Here is a 15,792-nt window from a genome sequence, read left to right on the forward strand (position 1 = left end):
CCCCACCTCTCTCCCCCCGTCATTTTCGGGTTGACAGACTACTACCTCAGCAGACCCAAAACGATAACCTCTACCATAAACAGTATGAATCATTGGTGTTTCATCCACTCCTTCTACCTTGCGACGCAACAGACGAATTAAAGCCGCAATCACATTACTATTAGGTTGCTCCTCATTTTGCCATAAATGCTGCAAAATTTGAGCATGAGTCAGTAATTGTCCTGAATTTTCCATAAAGTATTGTAATAATTGACTTTCCTTTTGAGAGAGTTCTATGATTCTTCCGTGACGATAAGCTATTTGATTTTCTATATCAAGTTCCAAATCGGCTATAACTAACTTTCCTTTTGTACTACTATAAGATTCTGTACCAGTACGACGTAACAAAGCCCGGACTCTTGCCAGTAATTCCCGTAATTCAAAAGGTTTGACTAAATAATCATCAGCACCTGCATCCAAACCTTGAACTCTGTCATCTAAAGTATCTTTTGCCGTTAGAAATAGCACAGGAGTTATTTTCCCTTGCCGACGTAATTCCTGACAAATCTCTAACCCCGTTTTTCCCGGTAACATCCAGTCTAAAATCAGTAAATCATAACTGCCTATTGCCGCTAAATTACTGCCACTTATTCCATCATCAGTAGCATCAACACTGTAACCTTCACGGGTTAACAGACGACTTAAAGGGTCAGTTAGTTCGACTTCATCATCAACTAATAAAATTTTCATATGTTAGTAGTGAGTAATATAGATATATTCTCAATATAGTGAACTGCAAACACATCAAGAATACAAAAAAAAGAATGTTAACTGTTGCAATACCAAAAGGGGAACTACTTAAACCTAGTCTCCGCATATTACAATCTGTAGGATTAGATTTTAGTGCTTTTTTAGAATCAGGCAACCGCCAATTGCAAATTCCTGATGCCAGTGGACAAGCAAAAGCATTGTTAGTCCGAGCGCAAGATGTACCTGTTTATGTAGAATATGGTCAGGCACAATTGGGAATTGTCGGCTACGATGTCCTGAGAGAAAAACAGCCCCAAGTTGCCCAATTAGTGGATTTAAAATTTGGATATTGTCGGATGTCTGTGGCTGTAAAAGCTACCAGTTCCTACAAATCTCCTTTAGATTTACCTGCTCATGGTCGAGTTGCTTCTAAATATGTAAATTGTGCGCGAGAATATTTCCAAGGTTTGGATTTACCAATAGAAATTGTCCCCTTATACGGTTCTGTGGAATTAGGTCCAATTACCGGAATGTCGGAAGCAATTGTTGATATAGTTTCCACAGGAAAGACTTTAAAGGAAAATGGTTTAATTGAAATTGCGACTTTGTATGAAAGTACAGCCCGGTTAATTGTCCACCCTTTAAGTTATCGGTTGAATACAGGTAATTTAGATCAATTAATTGAACAAATGCGATTAGGACTTCTCACAGCAGTTTAATTTAGTTTCTCAGATCCCCGACTTCTTGGAGAAGTCGGGGATCTTAAATTTAGGACTTTTTGACGTTATTGACAGCACTAAGTTGATCTAAAATTGCGAGAACCTCTTGTTCAAATGCAACTTGAGCGCGGTTAGTTTTTCCGCCAATATACAAAGTTTCGCCCTTTTGTAAAGCCCAAATTTGAGAATGGGAGAAATAACTCATAACTACACCTAACATCAACAAACCAAAACCTGTATAAACAATAGGAATACCAGGATCAAATTTGATTTGTAAACCCGTGCTACCCATGATATCAAGAATTTGTAAATTTACCCCATTTACAGGGATAGACATTCCTGCACGCACAGTATTAATTAATTTACCTTGGGCATCATAAATTAATACCATACCTTGCAAATCCTTGGCTAATAGGGAAACACCTTCACTTAAATCAGGTTTAGTCGGAATCCAAGTTCCCCAAATTCTCCCTCTACCTTTGGTGTCTAATTGTACCATTGGTAATTGAAAAATTGGACTTTTATTTAATCTCACCCGAACATTAGAAATTCCCCAATCTGTTTGATAGAAAACGACACCATGATAACGGAGAGGTTTGTTAACATAAATTTTCTCATGGTTAACTTCTTGACCATCATTATTCAACACAGACATATCTGAATAAAATTGGTCAATCCCCCCCGTTGGTGTGTAATCAATCCAAAAGCGATTGACACGCACAGACCAATCTTTTAACACATCTTTAGATGACCAAGCACCAGCATCAACAATATTTTTTACCTGGAATGTATCACCGCTAGTAATCATTTCTTGAGCCATGAATCCCGTCATTGCTCCCCAAATTCCTCCCAGCAAAATAGCAACAATACCAATGTGAACAATGATCGGACCAATGCGCCCAACTATACCTTTACGGGCATAGAGAATATCATCTTTTTTTTGATTTGTTCCTTGAAATATTCGATAACTTTTTTGCTGCAAAATTGACGGAATTGATGACAAACAAACACCCTCCAATTCAGCGCTCAAAGCTAACTTTGTAAAGTTACGAGGTTCTTCGTAATATTTCCACTTCTGAGCAGCTTTGAGGGCTGGTAATTGCCGAGTAAAGGTACAAGCTGTTAAACTAGTTCCAAATAAAACTAATAAACTCAAAAACCACCAAGTTCTATATACATGATCTAATCCAACTACTTGAATAACTTTCCAAGAAAGAAAACCAAATAAAGCAGGATGTTCTGGATAATTAGATTGGTAAAAATCAGGCAATTGTCCCTGTTCAATTACTGTACCACTAACACTAAATAAGGCAATAACCAGTAATAGGATAATTGCCAACCGTAAATCAGTTAATACAGGTAAAATTTGCCGACGGATAAACCTACCAGGGATTAACCACCAACTTAATTCTGTGGATGTTGTCTGATCTGAAGTCATTGCTTAGAAACTACCAATAGGAATGCGAGAAAGTAAAGAAAAAACACCAAAGCCTACTAATAACCCACCACTAACAGGATTGATCCAACCAGACCAACGGCGCAATTCTAATAGGTTTTTAATTGCAGCAGTAAATGTACCTGCTAGAATTAATGGAGTTACATATCCGGCTGTGTAAGAAAGTAGTAAAACAGCACCTAAAACTAAATCTTGAGTATTAGCAACCCAACCTAATAAACTAGCTAAAACTGGTGTGCTACAAGGAGAAGCGACTAACCCAAATGTTAAACCAATCAAGTATGAACGGACTCCGGCAGGTAAATCTTGAGAAATCCAATTTGTTTCATTCAAAGAAGGAAATTGTATGGGTAATGCTTCTAATAAGTTTAGTCCCATAATAATAGCGATAATGCTGACAATAATTGGTAAACCAATTCCTATCTGTCCATAGACTTTACCAACTAAACCTGCGAGGATTCCCATACCTGCTAATGTAGTTGCTAATCCTAACGCGAACCAAGTTGATTGGGCTGCTGCTTGCAAACGACTTTTAGCCTCATAACCACCAATATAGCCAATGGTAATGGGCAGCATAGATAGCATACAAGGCGTGAGGCTGGTCAGCAAGCCAGCCAGAAAAATAATGCCAATGCTGACGAAACTCAAGTGGGTGAGTTGGTTCGCAACAAGGGTGTTGGCAAATTGTTCAAGTTCATAAATGCGTGTTTCCAGAGTTTCTAGCATGGGTATATTTACGTGATAAATGCTTACTCTGCTTGAATTTTAACGTATTTTGGGTGATGAAGTCATAAAAGTAAGTATCATACTGCAAAGTATACTTCCGGATTTTTGTGAAAAATTAATGAATTTATAGTAAAGATTACCCGAAATTGGATTAAGAGACTTCCAAATAAAAAAATGTCCCAAAACTGATGCAGAAATTCTCTCTCTGTGTACTCTGTGCCTCTGTGGTTCGTTTCTTAGGATAATTTATTTCTTGGAAGTCTCTAATTGTTCTGACAGTTGCCTTAATGGCACATTATCATCAAATACACATTTAAAATCAAAAAGACTCATTCAGAAGGAATCTACCACCATGACTCGCAAAGCCAACAAAGTCTTACAACAATCTGGAGTTATTCCCTATCGAATCATAGATGGAAAAGTTGAAGTTCTATTGATTACCACTCGCAGCCGTCAAGGTTGGGTAATTCCTAAAGGGGGACTTTGTAAAGGTATGAGTCCCCATGATTCAGCAGCTAAGGAGGCATGGGAAGAAGCAGGAGTGGTCGGTAGAGTCACAACTGAAGAGTTAGGTAATTATAAATATCGAAAACGCGGGAATACCTATCAAGTAAATTTATTTTTACTACCTGTAGAAATAATCTTAGAAGATTGGCCAGAAGCTACCGCCAGAGAAAGAAAATGGTTAGAGGTGAATCAAGCCGCCGAATTAGTCAAGGAAACTTCACTCAAAAAAATTATTCAAAATTCATGGATATAGACACCTATCCAGAATATCCAGATCCCCGACTTCTTAAAGAAGTCGGGGATCTTATTTTAAATCATCTCAAAAGCTAAATTATGACTTTTAAGAAAATTATGAGTAAAATGATCTACTACATTTGTATCACTCAATTCTAAATTGTAAAAATCTACAAACTCATGATCAAAATATGGTCCTGCGTGCCAAGTTCCTACACTTAATTTAATAAAACAATTTCCCGGAATCCGAAAAGCCGCAAGTTTTGATAATAGAGGTTCATTCATCTCATTATCAGGTGGACAAACTGCCATTAACCAATCTTTACCCTCCAAAGAACCTAAACATTGAGTACATTTGATATGACGAGTAATTTGGTGAAATCTCCGTCCTTTTTTTTGCAATCGCATAATATAAAAACGGGGAATACCATTTTGTAAATTTAACTGTGCATCTTCTTGATCAAAATTTTTCCCATCTTTACTTGCGTATATTACCTGTCCATAAGGTTGAAAATTTTCTGGTGTAATCAATTGACATGGCAGTTCTTGTATTGTTGATAATGCACTCATAACTTTTTTACTTCATAGTTTAGCTACAATCTAACAACGCCTGTTTAAATTCTGCTGCTGTTTGAAAATAAATTTGCGGTTGTTCCCGCAAAGCTAAATCTATCACCTTTGCTAACTTTTGGGGAATACCATGATGACGCTGAAGAATAGGAACAGGGCTATTTTGTAAAACTGATAACCAAGGATCACCTGTAAAATTACGGGGGAAATATCCCGTTAGCATATTATATAAACAAGCTGCTGTTGCCCAGATATCAATTTCCGGTAATTCGTCTTTAAAATTTAGCACCTGTTGACGCGGCATAAATGCAGGTGTTCCCATCTTTGTGCCGGTTAAAGTTTGTCCACTTAACCCAGCTAAGTCAAATGCTTTGGATAAACCGTAATCGCCTATTTTTACAACTATTTTATCGTTAATTTTACTGATGAAAATATTATTGGGTTTTAAATTTTGATGAACTAAACCCTTATCTTTTGTCATTATTCCATCAACTGATTTAATATAGGGAATTTCGACTTCATGGGCATATATTAAACCATCAAGAACTTGTAAGGTTATATCTACGGCAATATCAATAGGTAAACGCCATCCTGATCTTTGCATGAAGTCCCAAACATTACCTCCTGGAAAATATTCCATTGTGAAAAAGAAAGTATTTTCTACAAAGCCATAATCTAACAATTGCACAATATTAGGATGTTGTAAAATCTTGATGTTTTCTGTTTCTCTCAAAAACATTTCTATCCCATTTTTTTGATTTGCAACCGCAGGTAACATAATCTTAAGAGCGATGGATTTCTTGGTTTGAATATCCTTGGCTGCAAATACTTCTGCAAAGTCACCTTTACCTAATGACTTGGTTAAACTATAGCCAGAGATACTTTGAAGACTAGCATGACCACTTTGAGATAAATTTATGAGTTTTTCAGCAACGGTTAAAAAATTCCGTTGTTCGTTTTCTTCTGGGACAGGTAAATCTGGTATTTGGTTTAATTGATCTTCTACTTGTACGCTAATTTTAAAAAGAATATCACCCAACTTAATTTCATCACCGTCCTGTAAATTGTATTCGGGAAAACTTAATTTTACAGCTTCTTGGGCTGGTTGTTGCCTTTGTCTTTGTCCAATTTTTTTACCGTTTACAAAAGTACCATTTAAACTTCCTAAATCTCGCACACGAATATCTGGGGGGTTAATATCAAGTAAACAGTGATAGCGGGAAATAGTCATATCAACCTTGTCAGCTATTTGCAAGTTACAATCATCGTTTCTGCCAACAATACAAGTGCTGCGAGATTCAAAAACATATTGTTTTCTAGAAAGTTTACCCTGTGTGATGGTAAGTGTAATTTTAGATGGCATTTTTAATAATTAATAATTCAAACTTGAACTAGTAGTCTGTCAATCCAAAAATGACGGGTAAAGGCAAGCAGGGGGAGAAGAGGGGTAGGGGGAGTAGGGGAGGGAAAAACAGAAGTTTCTTCCTATCATTATCCGTCAAAATAAATTTGACGAACTACTAAGGAACGCAAATTTAATAACCTGCAATTCTGATGTAACCTGGAATGGTGCGTTACGCTGTCGCTAACACACCCTACTTTTGCACCTTATTTAATTCACATTCCTAAGTAGGTGAACATAATAAAACCAATCTGTGTAAAGAAAAGTAAAATCGCCCAAACCCTCTTCACTCTTGCCTCTTGCATGAGTGCCTCTTGCCTTGCCATAACGACGATTTTCAATGCTAACCTACTTAGTGCTTATGCGAAGTTAATTTATATAGCATAACAGATTCATGAATGCTTAGATTATTATTAAAACAAGTTATGAATTATACTCAGAAATTACTCCCATATATTTAGCTTAAACTCAATACCACTTTTCAAACATCCTCTGATAAAAAAGGGAGAAAATATGGCGTTGCTGATTAAGGGTATGAATTTTAGTCTCACGCAAAGGCGCAATCACGCTTCGTGATTTCGAAGAGTAGACGCAAAGGTAAGATTTTTAAAGGTTCAATTTGGAAATTTCATACCTCGATTCAGCAACGCCGAAAATATATATATTTCTCTCCCTTTTCTCATCAGCAGAACTTAGATTTTACCAATACTGTGTAGTCCTAAAATAATACCTGCTCCTAAAATATGCCCAAAAGAAGCAGTTGCTAATACCGCAGGTAAACCAAAACCACCGAAAAGTTGAGGTGCTGGTAATTCTGGTTTAGCGTTAGGATGCTCAATAGTGAATTTGCCAACAGCAATAGCGAAAATATTGGCAATAATCATAATTATGCCAATATTAGGACTCCATTCTAGAGATGTGGTGACTGTAGCCAGTAAGTTTGAAGTCAACATCTAATTTACTCCTGATATTTTCGGATGCTTGACAATATCATCCAAATATTGATTAATAAAAATCTATATAATTGCTTACTTTGTAGTAAATTTTAACATTTGTTTTCAATTCTTAATAAGGATAACTGCTGTACTGAATAACAATTTTCGATATTTGTCGCTGTTTTAATGGTATATCTGTAATGGCTGGTAATTGCTAAAATAAGGGTAATTATTTCCTGGATTGATCATGTCCTCAACTCTTGATTCTTTACCGCCGGCACTGAATAAAATTGTCCACCGTTTTCAACGTGCTACAGAACCTAAACGACGATATGAGCAGTTGATATGGTATGCTCAAAAGCTACAAGAGTTCCCTGAAGATGGGAAAATTCCCGAAAATAAAGTTCCAGGTTGTGTTTCTCAGGTGTATGTTACGGCATCACTAGAAGATGATAAAGTCATCTTTCAGGGTGATTCTGATTCCCAATTAACAAAGGGATTGTTAGCATTATTAATAGAAGGATTAAATGGATCAACACCCACAGAAATAGTTCAGCTTACTCCTGATTTTATTCAAGAAACTGGCTTAAATGTGAGTTTGACTCCTTCCCGCGCTAATGGTTTTTACAATATTTTCAAAACAATGCAAAAAAAAGCTTTGGAATGTAAATTAGAAAATTAGCAATTGGCGATTCAACAACTCGAATACTTTTTGAGGGTTTAAATTATTCTTTCTTTGTTGTGAACTTCCCTCGGCTATGGAGACTGGGCAACCACGGGGGGCATTGGTGTCAACTTAACGTAAAACATCTATCCCGCAAAGAACTCAAGTCGTCTCATTCCCAGTCTCTGACTGGGAATGAATTCTAGAAGGCTCTGCCTTCAATGATATTAGAGGCAGAGCCTCATTAACTGCATTCCTAGTCAGAGACTAGGAACGAGATGTGGTAGGGATTTGAGCTTAAGTTGACACCATTACGCGGGGGGTTGCCCCTACAGATTCTGAATATTAATAATGATAGATTATGCTCCTTCTGAGCGATCGCTTTTTTGACTAGGAGAAGATTCATAAAGAGCATCCAACTGTTCCCGTGCATCCTCAATATTAATTGAACGCATGACTAGCAGTGGTTCTTTAATCATGTTACCTGCGCTGTCTAACAATTCGGGATGGGAAACATACTGCTTTCTACCCGCATAATAACCAAAGCCACCTTGTGATGATTGGTTAGCTGAATATGTCCTTTCTCTATCGAAACTGAACATGATCAGATTCCGAATTAAGTTACCGACAGCTATGAATGCCAAAACGGTGAAAGCCAGAATATAGAGTAGGTGTAGCATTGAATTTTCCTCCAGAACAGTAAAGGTTAAAATGTTATTTCGTAAAACTTAAAACTCCGCAAATAAATGATTCGCGGTAAAAAAAGAAGAATGTAAAATTTCTTACTTGTGCGCCTATGTTATTTGATGCAATCCTTATATTCAGATTAAGGTAACATGAGACACATTATTTTTTTATGAAAACAATGTTAAGAATTGTCTAATATCTTTACAATTTCCAACTCATTTAGATTTTGCCAGGGATTTATTATTCCTTGGATTGACCTAAACGCATTCCCACACTCCAACATTCTGTAACTAATTGATGCCAAGGCATTACAGTTGCCATATCAATTCCCACTTGTTTTTCAGTTGCTGTAAACAACATCCTTACTGTGTTCAGTTCACATTCTGCATCTTTGACTCGTTTTAGTAAGTTTAGTTGCTCTTGTTCACTCATGAATTGGATTTTCTCATTTTCCAGGATTTGACTATAGCGCTCAAACCAATATTGAAAATCCTCTAACAGCGGTTCTAAGACTGATTTCAGTAAATCAGCACTTGGTAAATTCGAGTCTCTCATATACGAGAAGCATATTTCCTAATTCTCTTTTTATATTAACGTTATTTACGATTCTTAACAATCAATTCATAAGAATACCCGGTAAGTGGGAAACGAGCGCGTCTTTAGACCTGAGAGGGAAACGACACGAGCGGTTTTAACCGCTGTGGATATTAAAATTGAAACCAGATTTTTGATTGGAACCTGGAAACCAACTCCCATTTCTGGGGTAATGTTAGCCTCGACCTGTTATGAGAGCTTGTTGGGCTTGCAACACTGTTCCACTGACCTTAGAACTGTTTAATCACAAGCGACAGAGCAGGGAACTAGCAACGCATTCCGGGGTGTCGTGACTCAAATAACGGCTACCCTTCGACTCCCTTCGACTTCGCTCAGGGCAAGTCGCTCAGGGTGGTCTGGTCAGTACGGCTTGCTTGATTACTCTTGCAAGCCCAGTCCCTTTAGGGCTGGGTTACTGACAACTTCTCACATCAAAAACCTTGTAAATCTGTAACTTCGTACCTGAAGCACAATTATATAAATTTGGCAATAAATTTGTAAAGCTCCTTGGGAGTAAGTCTGGATACCTCTAAAGGAATAAATCGTGATTGAGCTAAATTAGGAGAAACCATAGCCAGTGGACTATTATTTATTTTGTAACTGGAGTTTGGACTAATTTCTTCGGCTAAAGCTTCAAACGCAAGCTGAGAAAAGGTTTCAGACTTTAGAAATCTTATTTGGATTCGTAATCTCCAGTGCTTGCCTAGTAAGGGTTTCAGCCTATGGAAGTCTATTTAGTCCAAACTCCAGTTTGTAAAGATATTTTTTGTCAAGTTTATTTTTAACACTTCGCCAAAAGTTTAACAGCCAATGTCGCCAAATCAAGAAACCCAAGCAGTCGAAAAAATCTATTTACCCCGTACCAGCGAATCAGAAACTTTAAAAAAGATTCGCCATACAGCTTCCCATATCATGGCAATGGCAGTACAAAAGCTGTTTCCCAAAGCGCAAGTCACAATTGGTCCTTGGATTGAAAACGGGTTCTATTATGATTTTGATAGTCCAGAACCCTTTAGCGATAAGGATTTGAAAACCATTCAAAAAGAAATGGTGAAGATTATTAATCGCAAATTGCCATTAATTCGGGAAGAAGTCAGCCGCGAAGAGGCACAACACCGCATTGAAGCTATTAAAGAGCCTTATAAGCTAGAAATTCTGGCTGATATTAAACAAGAACCCATCACGATTTACCATTTGGGAGATCAATGGTGGGATTTGTGTGCTGGTCCACATTTGGAAAATACCAGCGAAATAAATCCCAAAGCTATAGAATTAGAAAGTGTTGCTGGTGCTTATTGGCGGGGAGATGAGAAAAAAGCCCAGTTGCAGCGTATTTATGCTACGGCTTGGGAAACTCCCGAACAATTAGCTGAGTACAAACGCCGCAAGGAAGAAGCTTTACGCCGTGATCATCGTAAACTGGGTAAAGAACTGGGGTTATTTATCTTTTCCGATTTAGTCGGTCCTGGTTTACCTTTGTGGACTCCGAAAGGAACTTTGTTAAGAACGATTTTAGAGGACTTTCTCAAAAAAGAGCAGTTAAAACGGGGCTATTTACCTGTGGTGACTCCCCACATTGCTAGGGTTGATTTATTTAAGACATCGGGACATTGGCAGAAATATAAGGAAGATATGTTTCCTTTGATGGCTGAAGATGAGGAAGCAAGAGCCATAGAACAGGGTTTTGTCATGAAACCGATGAATTGTCCTTTTCATATCCAAATATACAAGAGTGAATTACGCTCTTATCGGGAATTACCGATGCGGTTGGCGGAATTTGGCACGGTTTACCGTTATGAACAGTCGGGAGAATTGGGGGGTTTAACCAGGGTGCGCGGTTTTACGGTTGATGATTCTCATTTGTTTGTAACTCCTGAACAGTTAGACAGCGAATTTCTGAATGTTGTAGATTTGATTTTGAGCGTTTTCAAAAGTCTGCAATTGAAGAATTTTAAAGCCAGATTGAGTTTCCGTGACCCAGCCAGTGATAAATATATTGGTGGGGATGAAGTTTGGGATAAAGCGGAAGGGGCGATTCGTCGCGCTGTGCAACAATTGGGAATGGAGCATTTTGAAGGCATTGGGGAAGCGGCTTTCTATGGACCCAAGCTAGATTTTATCTTCAGTGATGCTTTGGAACGAGAATGGCAATTGGGAACGGTGCAGGTAGATTATAATTTACCTGAACGGTTTGATTTAGAATATGTGGCTGAAGATGGTTCGCGCAAACGTCCGGTAATGATTCACCGCGCCCCTTTTGGTTCTTTAGAACGATTAATTGGGATTTTGATTGAAGAGTACGCGGGTGATTTTCCCTTGTGGTTAGCGCCTGTGCAAATCAGGTTATTACCTGTAGGTGATCTTCAGTTAGATTTTACCAAAGAAGTGGCAGCAAAGATGGTTGCGTTAGGGATTCGGGCGGAAGTGGATTTGAGTGGCGATCGCCTCGGTAAGTTGATTCGTAACGCCGAAAAGGATAAAATACCTGTCATGGCGGTGGTTGGTGCGAAGGAAGTAGAAGCCAACAGCTTGAGTATCCGTACCCGTGCTTCTGGGGAATTGGGAGTCATAACTGTAGATGAAGTTGTGAATAAGATCACAGAAGCAATTACTAACTTTAGTAACTTCTAAAAAAGTAGGTTGGGTAGAAAGAAGGGAAAGTTTAAAACTCTCTGCGACTCTGCGCCTCTGCGTGCAAAAAAATCACTTTTCTACCCAACAAAATCCCAAAACTTCTCACTCAAAAGCGCATCAACATTCAGACTAAAATCCCACACATCAGGAAATTGAAAACTAGGATAATCTTCCCTAACTTCCATCAGCGCCTCTTCCCAAGCTTGATCTAATACTGCTGTAAAATATCGCTTCAGACTAGGGGATTGTTTGAGAAGAATTCTTAACTGACGACGTTGTTCTCGAATTGTCACTTCCCATCCACGATTATCATATTCACTATTAACATAAATCCGTTTTAATAAATGCACCCATAGTACAATTAGGCGGCTTTCAACCTCAGCCCTATCCCTACTCGCCAAGATTTCCATCTCCTCAATTAAATGTTCCACATCCAAACCGTGAAAATCTCGCGCCTTGAGTTTTAGGATTGTCTCCTCTAACCAGAGGTACTGATCTCGATTATCAAGACCTGTTTTAGCCAATTGAATTTCAGTCATTGATTTAACAGTACGTCTAACACCTTATTTTAAATCATCGGGGAGACAAAGAAAAACGTTTCAATCTACTCAATCCTAAGCATAAGATTTATTTAGGTATATATTCTCCTATGCTAAACTGAGGTAAAAACTTATAAAGAAATTGTTAAAAAGTTTAGTACAATAACATCATTAACCAATAAGTATTTTTTCCTATTGACATGATAGCGGCTCAATTTCCTTGGCTTACCGCAATTGTCCTATTTCCCCTCCTGGCATCCTTTCTCATCCCTGTATTGCCAGATAAAGATGGCAAACTCGTCAGATGGTATGCACTGGGCGTAGGTATTGCCGACTTTATTTTAATGTGTTGTGCCTTTTGGCAACATTACGATGCCAGTAATGCGAATTTTCAACTGGTAGAAAATTATGTCTGGATGCCCCAATTGGGCTTAAACTGGGCTGTTTCTGTGGATGGTATTTCCGCCCCGTTGGTACTTTTAGCGGGCTTTGTTACCACACTGGCGATGTTTTCAGCTTGGCAAGTTGACCGCAGACCAAAGCTTTTCTATTTTCTCATGCTTGTGTTGTATTCTGCACAGGTTGGGGTATTTGTCGCCCAAGACTTGCTGTTATTTTTCATTATGTGGGAAGTCGAACTAATCCCCGTATATTTACTAGTTTGTATTTGGGGTGGACAACGACGACGCTACGCAGCTACAAAATTTTTACTTTATACCGCAGCAGCTTCTATATTTATCTTGGTAGCAGCCCTAGCAATGGGGCTATATGGCGGCGGAAATGTCACTTTTGATATTGCAGAACTCGCACAGAAAGAATATCCTCTCACCCTGCAACTCCTACTATATGCGGGTTTGTTAATTGCCTTTGGCGTAAAATTGGCGATTTTCCCATTGCATACTTGGCTACCGGATGCTCACGGTGAAGCATCTTCTCCAGTATCCATGATTTTGGCGGGTGTGCTGTTGAAAATGGGCGGTTATGGACTAATTCGCCTGAATCTTGACTTACTTGCCGATGCTCACGTTTACTTTGCGCCGGTTCTGGCTATTCTCGGTGTTGTCAACATTATCTATGGTGCTTTAAATTCCTTCGCTCAAACGAATATGAAACGGCGTTTGGCTTATTCGTCAATTTCCCATATGGGTTTTGTATTAATAGGAATTGCTTCTTTCACCGATTTGGGTATCAACGGTGCAATGTTGCAGATGATATCACATGGTTTAATTGCTTCCGTGTTATTCTTCTTGGCTGGTGTAACTTACGATCGCTCCCACACGATGATGATGGCAGAAATGGGCGGTATTGGTCAAGCCATGCCAAAAGTGTTTGCCCTGTTTACAATGGGGGCTATGGCATCTTTGGCTTTACCGGGAATGAGTGGCTTTGTTGGTGAACTTTCGGTTTTCGTGGGAATAGCAACTAGTGATGTTTACACCTCTACATTCTGCACCGTCACAGTTTTCCTAGCGGCTGTGGGAGTTATCCTCACACCTATTTATCTACTTTCTATGCTGCGTGAAGTATTTTATGGTTCTAGTGCAGCCCTGATTTGCGATATTAACAATGCTGATTTAGAAAATCAGGAAGATGAAGGAACGGCTTGTTTTGGTACAGATTGCCTTTTACCAACGGAAACTGTATATAGTGATGCCAGACCCCGTGAAGTGTTTATTGCTGCCTGTTTTCTGGTGTTGATTATTGGTATTGGTTTCTACCCGAAGGTGGCTATGCAAATGTATGATGCAAAAACTGTAGCTGTCAATGCTCATGTTCGCCAATCTTATACGATTATTTCCCAAACCAATCCTCATATTTATGCGAGTGGATTCTTAAATCCGCAGATTCCAGCGACTGAGTTAACACCTGTTTTGGGAACTTTAAAATAGGTAACTGACGACTAACAAAAAGTATGGAGAATATATCCTCTAGCGGTAGTTGGGGGATTTTTTCTTCAGCTTTTGGAATAGTTATCAAGTAACTAACTTTATCTCTAGGACAAAGAGAGTTAAGATACACAAGGTTTCCCAACTTTTTCTATAGAATTGTTGCCCTAATTAAACTCATGAATGCTGCTACCTTAATTCGCTTAACATCTTTATCACTCATAGTATCTTTGGGACTGCTATCACCTACCTATGCTGAAGGGAAAAAGGTATCCAATCCTATTAGTCAAGCCAAACCAAAACCGATTGATACAGATAAACCTAATACTCTTACTCCTACAGGAACAAGCAATAATCTTTTAAGTATAGAGGGGGGCGATCGCTTGATGAAAGAATCAACCGAAGCGGTTTCTAGTCAAAACTACGCCCTAGCAGCCAAAAAACTCCAAGAAGCCCGCCAAGTTTATAATCAATTATCAAGCTTTTACCAAGACCTCAACTCTAGTTTTGCCGGTATTGACATTCGTGCCGCCGATGCCTACCGCAAAAATGCTTTAACAACTGCCCAAAAGCGAGATGAAGCCACCTATCAATTAGCCCTAGTACATCGAGCGCAAAATCAGCCAGAATTAGCCATACCTTTACTAGTGCAAATCATCAAAAGTCAAAACCCCACCAGAGAACTAGGCACAAAAGCATACCAACAATTATTTGAACTAGGTTTTGTAGATGTCCCCTTTCCGCGTCAAGGTAAAAAATAATCGGCAAATGCTAACAGGCAACAGCCAACCGCTACATATCTGTTAATAATAGAGAAGTAAGTTTTTCAGGAATGGCGATGATAAGTCCGCAACAGGTAGAGGCAATGATAAAGGCAGAAATGCCAGATGCCCAAGTGCAAGTACAAGACTTGACAGGTGGTGGTGATCACTATCAAGTAACAGTAGTTTCATCGCAGTTTGCAGGTAAGGGACTAGTGCAACAACACCAACTAGTTTATAGCGCATTGCAAGAAGCCATGTCCACAGAAGCGATTCATGCTTTAGCACTTAAAACCTCCACTCCCTAAGCTTGACGAACAACAAACTAATTTTAGATTTGGGATTTTGGATTCAGAAAACAAAATCTAAAATCGGATCAACTCTTGAATTTCAGTAACATAAGGAAATAACTAATCATGACCCCAGAACTTAAAGAAAGAATTGATACTTTGGTAGAAGAAAACAAAATTATGGTTTTCATGAAGGGCAATAAATTAATGCCCCAATGTGGTTTCTCTAATAACGTTGTCCAAATTCTCAATACCTTGGGAGTTCCCTTTGAAACCATTGACGTACTTGCAGATTCTGAAATTCGTCAAGGCATCAAAGAATATTCCAACTGGCCAACAATTCCCCAAGTATACGTTGCTGGTAAATTCATTGGCGGTTCTGATATTTTGATTGAAATGTACAACAAAGGTGAATTACAGGAAGTGGTAGAAGTAGCACTAGCTTCTTAATATCAACAC

17 protein-coding genes are annotated in these 15,792 nt (G+C 38.6%); 8 read left to right on the plus strand and 9 right to left on the minus strand.

What is annotated here, in order from left to right; translation table 11 throughout:
- Positions 1-729: two-component system response regulator RppA (rppA, locus tag AN486_RS18125; protein ID WP_290601918.1), on the minus strand; the 729-nt coding region annotated here is incomplete at its 3' end.
- A 74-nt stretch (positions 730-803) separates the two neighbouring features.
- Here rppA and hisG point away from each other — a divergent pair.
- Positions 804-1,448, plus strand: a complete 645-nt coding sequence (gene hisG, locus AN486_RS18130; protein ID WP_027403360.1) for an ATP phosphoribosyltransferase — start codon at positions 804-806, stop codon at positions 1,446-1,448.
- A 49-nt stretch (positions 1,449-1,497) separates the two neighbouring features.
- Here the strand turns inward: hisG and AN486_RS18135 are convergent, their stop codons facing one another.
- Positions 1,498-2,886 carry a cytochrome c biogenesis protein gene (locus AN486_RS18135; protein WP_290601920.1) on the minus strand — a complete coding sequence of 463 codons (1,389 nt, stop codon included), beginning with the start codon at positions 2,884-2,886 and terminating at the stop codon, positions 1,498-1,500.
- A 3-nt stretch (positions 2,887-2,889) separates the two neighbouring features.
- Complete coding sequence (locus tag AN486_RS18140) at positions 2,890-3,630, minus strand: cytochrome c biogenesis protein CcdA (protein ID WP_027403358.1); 741 nt, start codon at positions 3,628-3,630, stop codon at positions 2,890-2,892.
- Between the two features lie 352 nt (positions 3,631-3,982).
- Here AN486_RS18140 and AN486_RS18145 point away from each other — a divergent pair, with 352 nt between their 5' ends.
- Positions 3,983-4,390 carry an NUDIX hydrolase gene (locus AN486_RS18145; RefSeq protein WP_027403357.1) on the plus strand — a complete coding sequence of 136 codons (408 nt, stop codon included), beginning with the start codon at positions 3,983-3,985 and terminating at the stop codon, positions 4,388-4,390.
- 56 nt (positions 4,391-4,446) lie between these two features.
- Here the strand turns inward: AN486_RS18145 and AN486_RS18150 are convergent, their stop codons facing one another.
- The 3 genes from AN486_RS18150 to psaK all read right to left on the minus strand — a co-directional run bounded on the left by AN486_RS18150 (position 4,447) and on the right by psaK (position 7,296).
- Entirely contained in the window at positions 4,447-4,941 is a 495-nt protein-coding gene (locus tag AN486_RS18150; RefSeq protein WP_290601922.1) for an ureidoglycolate lyase, read from the minus strand.
- 19 nt (positions 4,942-4,960) lie between these two features.
- Complete coding sequence (locus AN486_RS18155) at positions 4,961-6,304, minus strand: protein kinase (protein ID WP_053537939.1); 1,344 nt, start codon at positions 6,302-6,304, stop codon at positions 4,961-4,963.
- Between the two features lie 731 nt (positions 6,305-7,035).
- Complete coding sequence (gene psaK, locus AN486_RS18160) at positions 7,036-7,296, minus strand: photosystem I reaction center subunit PsaK (protein ID WP_027403354.1); 261 nt, start codon at positions 7,294-7,296, stop codon at positions 7,036-7,038.
- A 229-nt stretch (positions 7,297-7,525) separates the two neighbouring features.
- Here psaK and AN486_RS18165 point away from each other — a divergent pair, with 229 nt between their 5' ends.
- Positions 7,526-7,960, plus strand: coding sequence for a SufE family protein (locus AN486_RS18165; RefSeq protein WP_027403353.1), 435 nt, complete (start codon positions 7,526-7,528; stop codon positions 7,958-7,960).
- A gap of 341 nt (positions 7,961-8,301) precedes the next feature.
- On the opposite strand, the gene AN486_RS18170 is transcribed toward AN486_RS18165, so the two are convergent.
- On the minus strand, positions 8,302-8,622 hold the full coding sequence (locus AN486_RS18170) for a DUF2973 domain-containing protein (protein WP_027403352.1): 321 nt from the start codon (positions 8,620-8,622) through the stop codon (positions 8,302-8,304).
- A gap of 247 nt (positions 8,623-8,869) precedes the next feature.
- A complete protein-coding gene (locus AN486_RS18175) occupies positions 8,870-9,184 on the minus strand; it encodes a DUF2605 domain-containing protein (RefSeq protein WP_053537938.1) in 315 nt (104 codons plus the stop codon).
- A gap of 849 nt (positions 9,185-10,033) precedes the next feature.
- Between AN486_RS18175 and thrS the strand changes: the two genes are divergently transcribed.
- On the plus strand, positions 10,034-11,854 hold the full coding sequence (gene thrS / locus AN486_RS18180) for a threonine--tRNA ligase (protein ID WP_053537937.1): 1,821 nt from the start codon (positions 10,034-10,036) through the stop codon (positions 11,852-11,854).
- 80 nt (positions 11,855-11,934) lie between these two features.
- On the opposite strand, the gene AN486_RS18185 is transcribed toward thrS, so the two are convergent.
- Positions 11,935-12,396 (minus strand): DUF29 domain-containing protein, encoded by a 462-nt coding sequence (locus tag AN486_RS18185; RefSeq protein WP_053537936.1) that lies wholly within the window; start codon positions 12,394-12,396, stop codon positions 11,935-11,937.
- Between the two features lie 200 nt (positions 12,397-12,596).
- Here AN486_RS18185 and AN486_RS18190 point away from each other — a divergent pair, with 200 nt between their 5' ends.
- The 4 genes from AN486_RS18190 (at position 12,597) to grxD (ending at position 15,783) form a co-directional block, all read left to right on the plus strand.
- Positions 12,597-14,285 (plus strand): NAD(P)H-quinone oxidoreductase subunit 4, encoded by a 1,689-nt coding sequence (locus tag AN486_RS18190; protein WP_027403347.1) that lies wholly within the window; start codon positions 12,597-12,599, stop codon positions 14,283-14,285.
- Between the two features lie 176 nt (positions 14,286-14,461).
- On the plus strand, positions 14,462-15,043 hold the full coding sequence (locus AN486_RS18195; RefSeq protein ID WP_053537934.1) for a hypothetical protein: 582 nt from the start codon (positions 14,462-14,464) through the stop codon (positions 15,041-15,043).
- Between the two features lie 77 nt (positions 15,044-15,120).
- The gene (locus tag AN486_RS18200) at positions 15,121-15,351 is read left to right on the plus strand and encodes a BolA family protein (RefSeq protein WP_039199300.1); all 231 of its coding nucleotides are present in this window, start codon (positions 15,121-15,123) and stop codon (positions 15,349-15,351) included.
- Between the two features lie 108 nt (positions 15,352-15,459).
- Positions 15,460-15,783 (plus strand): Grx4 family monothiol glutaredoxin, encoded by a 324-nt coding sequence (gene grxD, locus AN486_RS18205; RefSeq protein WP_168635737.1) that lies wholly within the window; start codon positions 15,460-15,462, stop codon positions 15,781-15,783.
- Positions 15,784-15,792 lie beyond the last annotated feature (9 nt).

Source organism: Anabaena sp. AL93 (genome assembly GCF_001672085.1).
Lineage (GTDB): Bacteria > Cyanobacteriota > Cyanobacteriia > Cyanobacteriales > Nostocaceae > Dolichospermum > Dolichospermum heterosporum.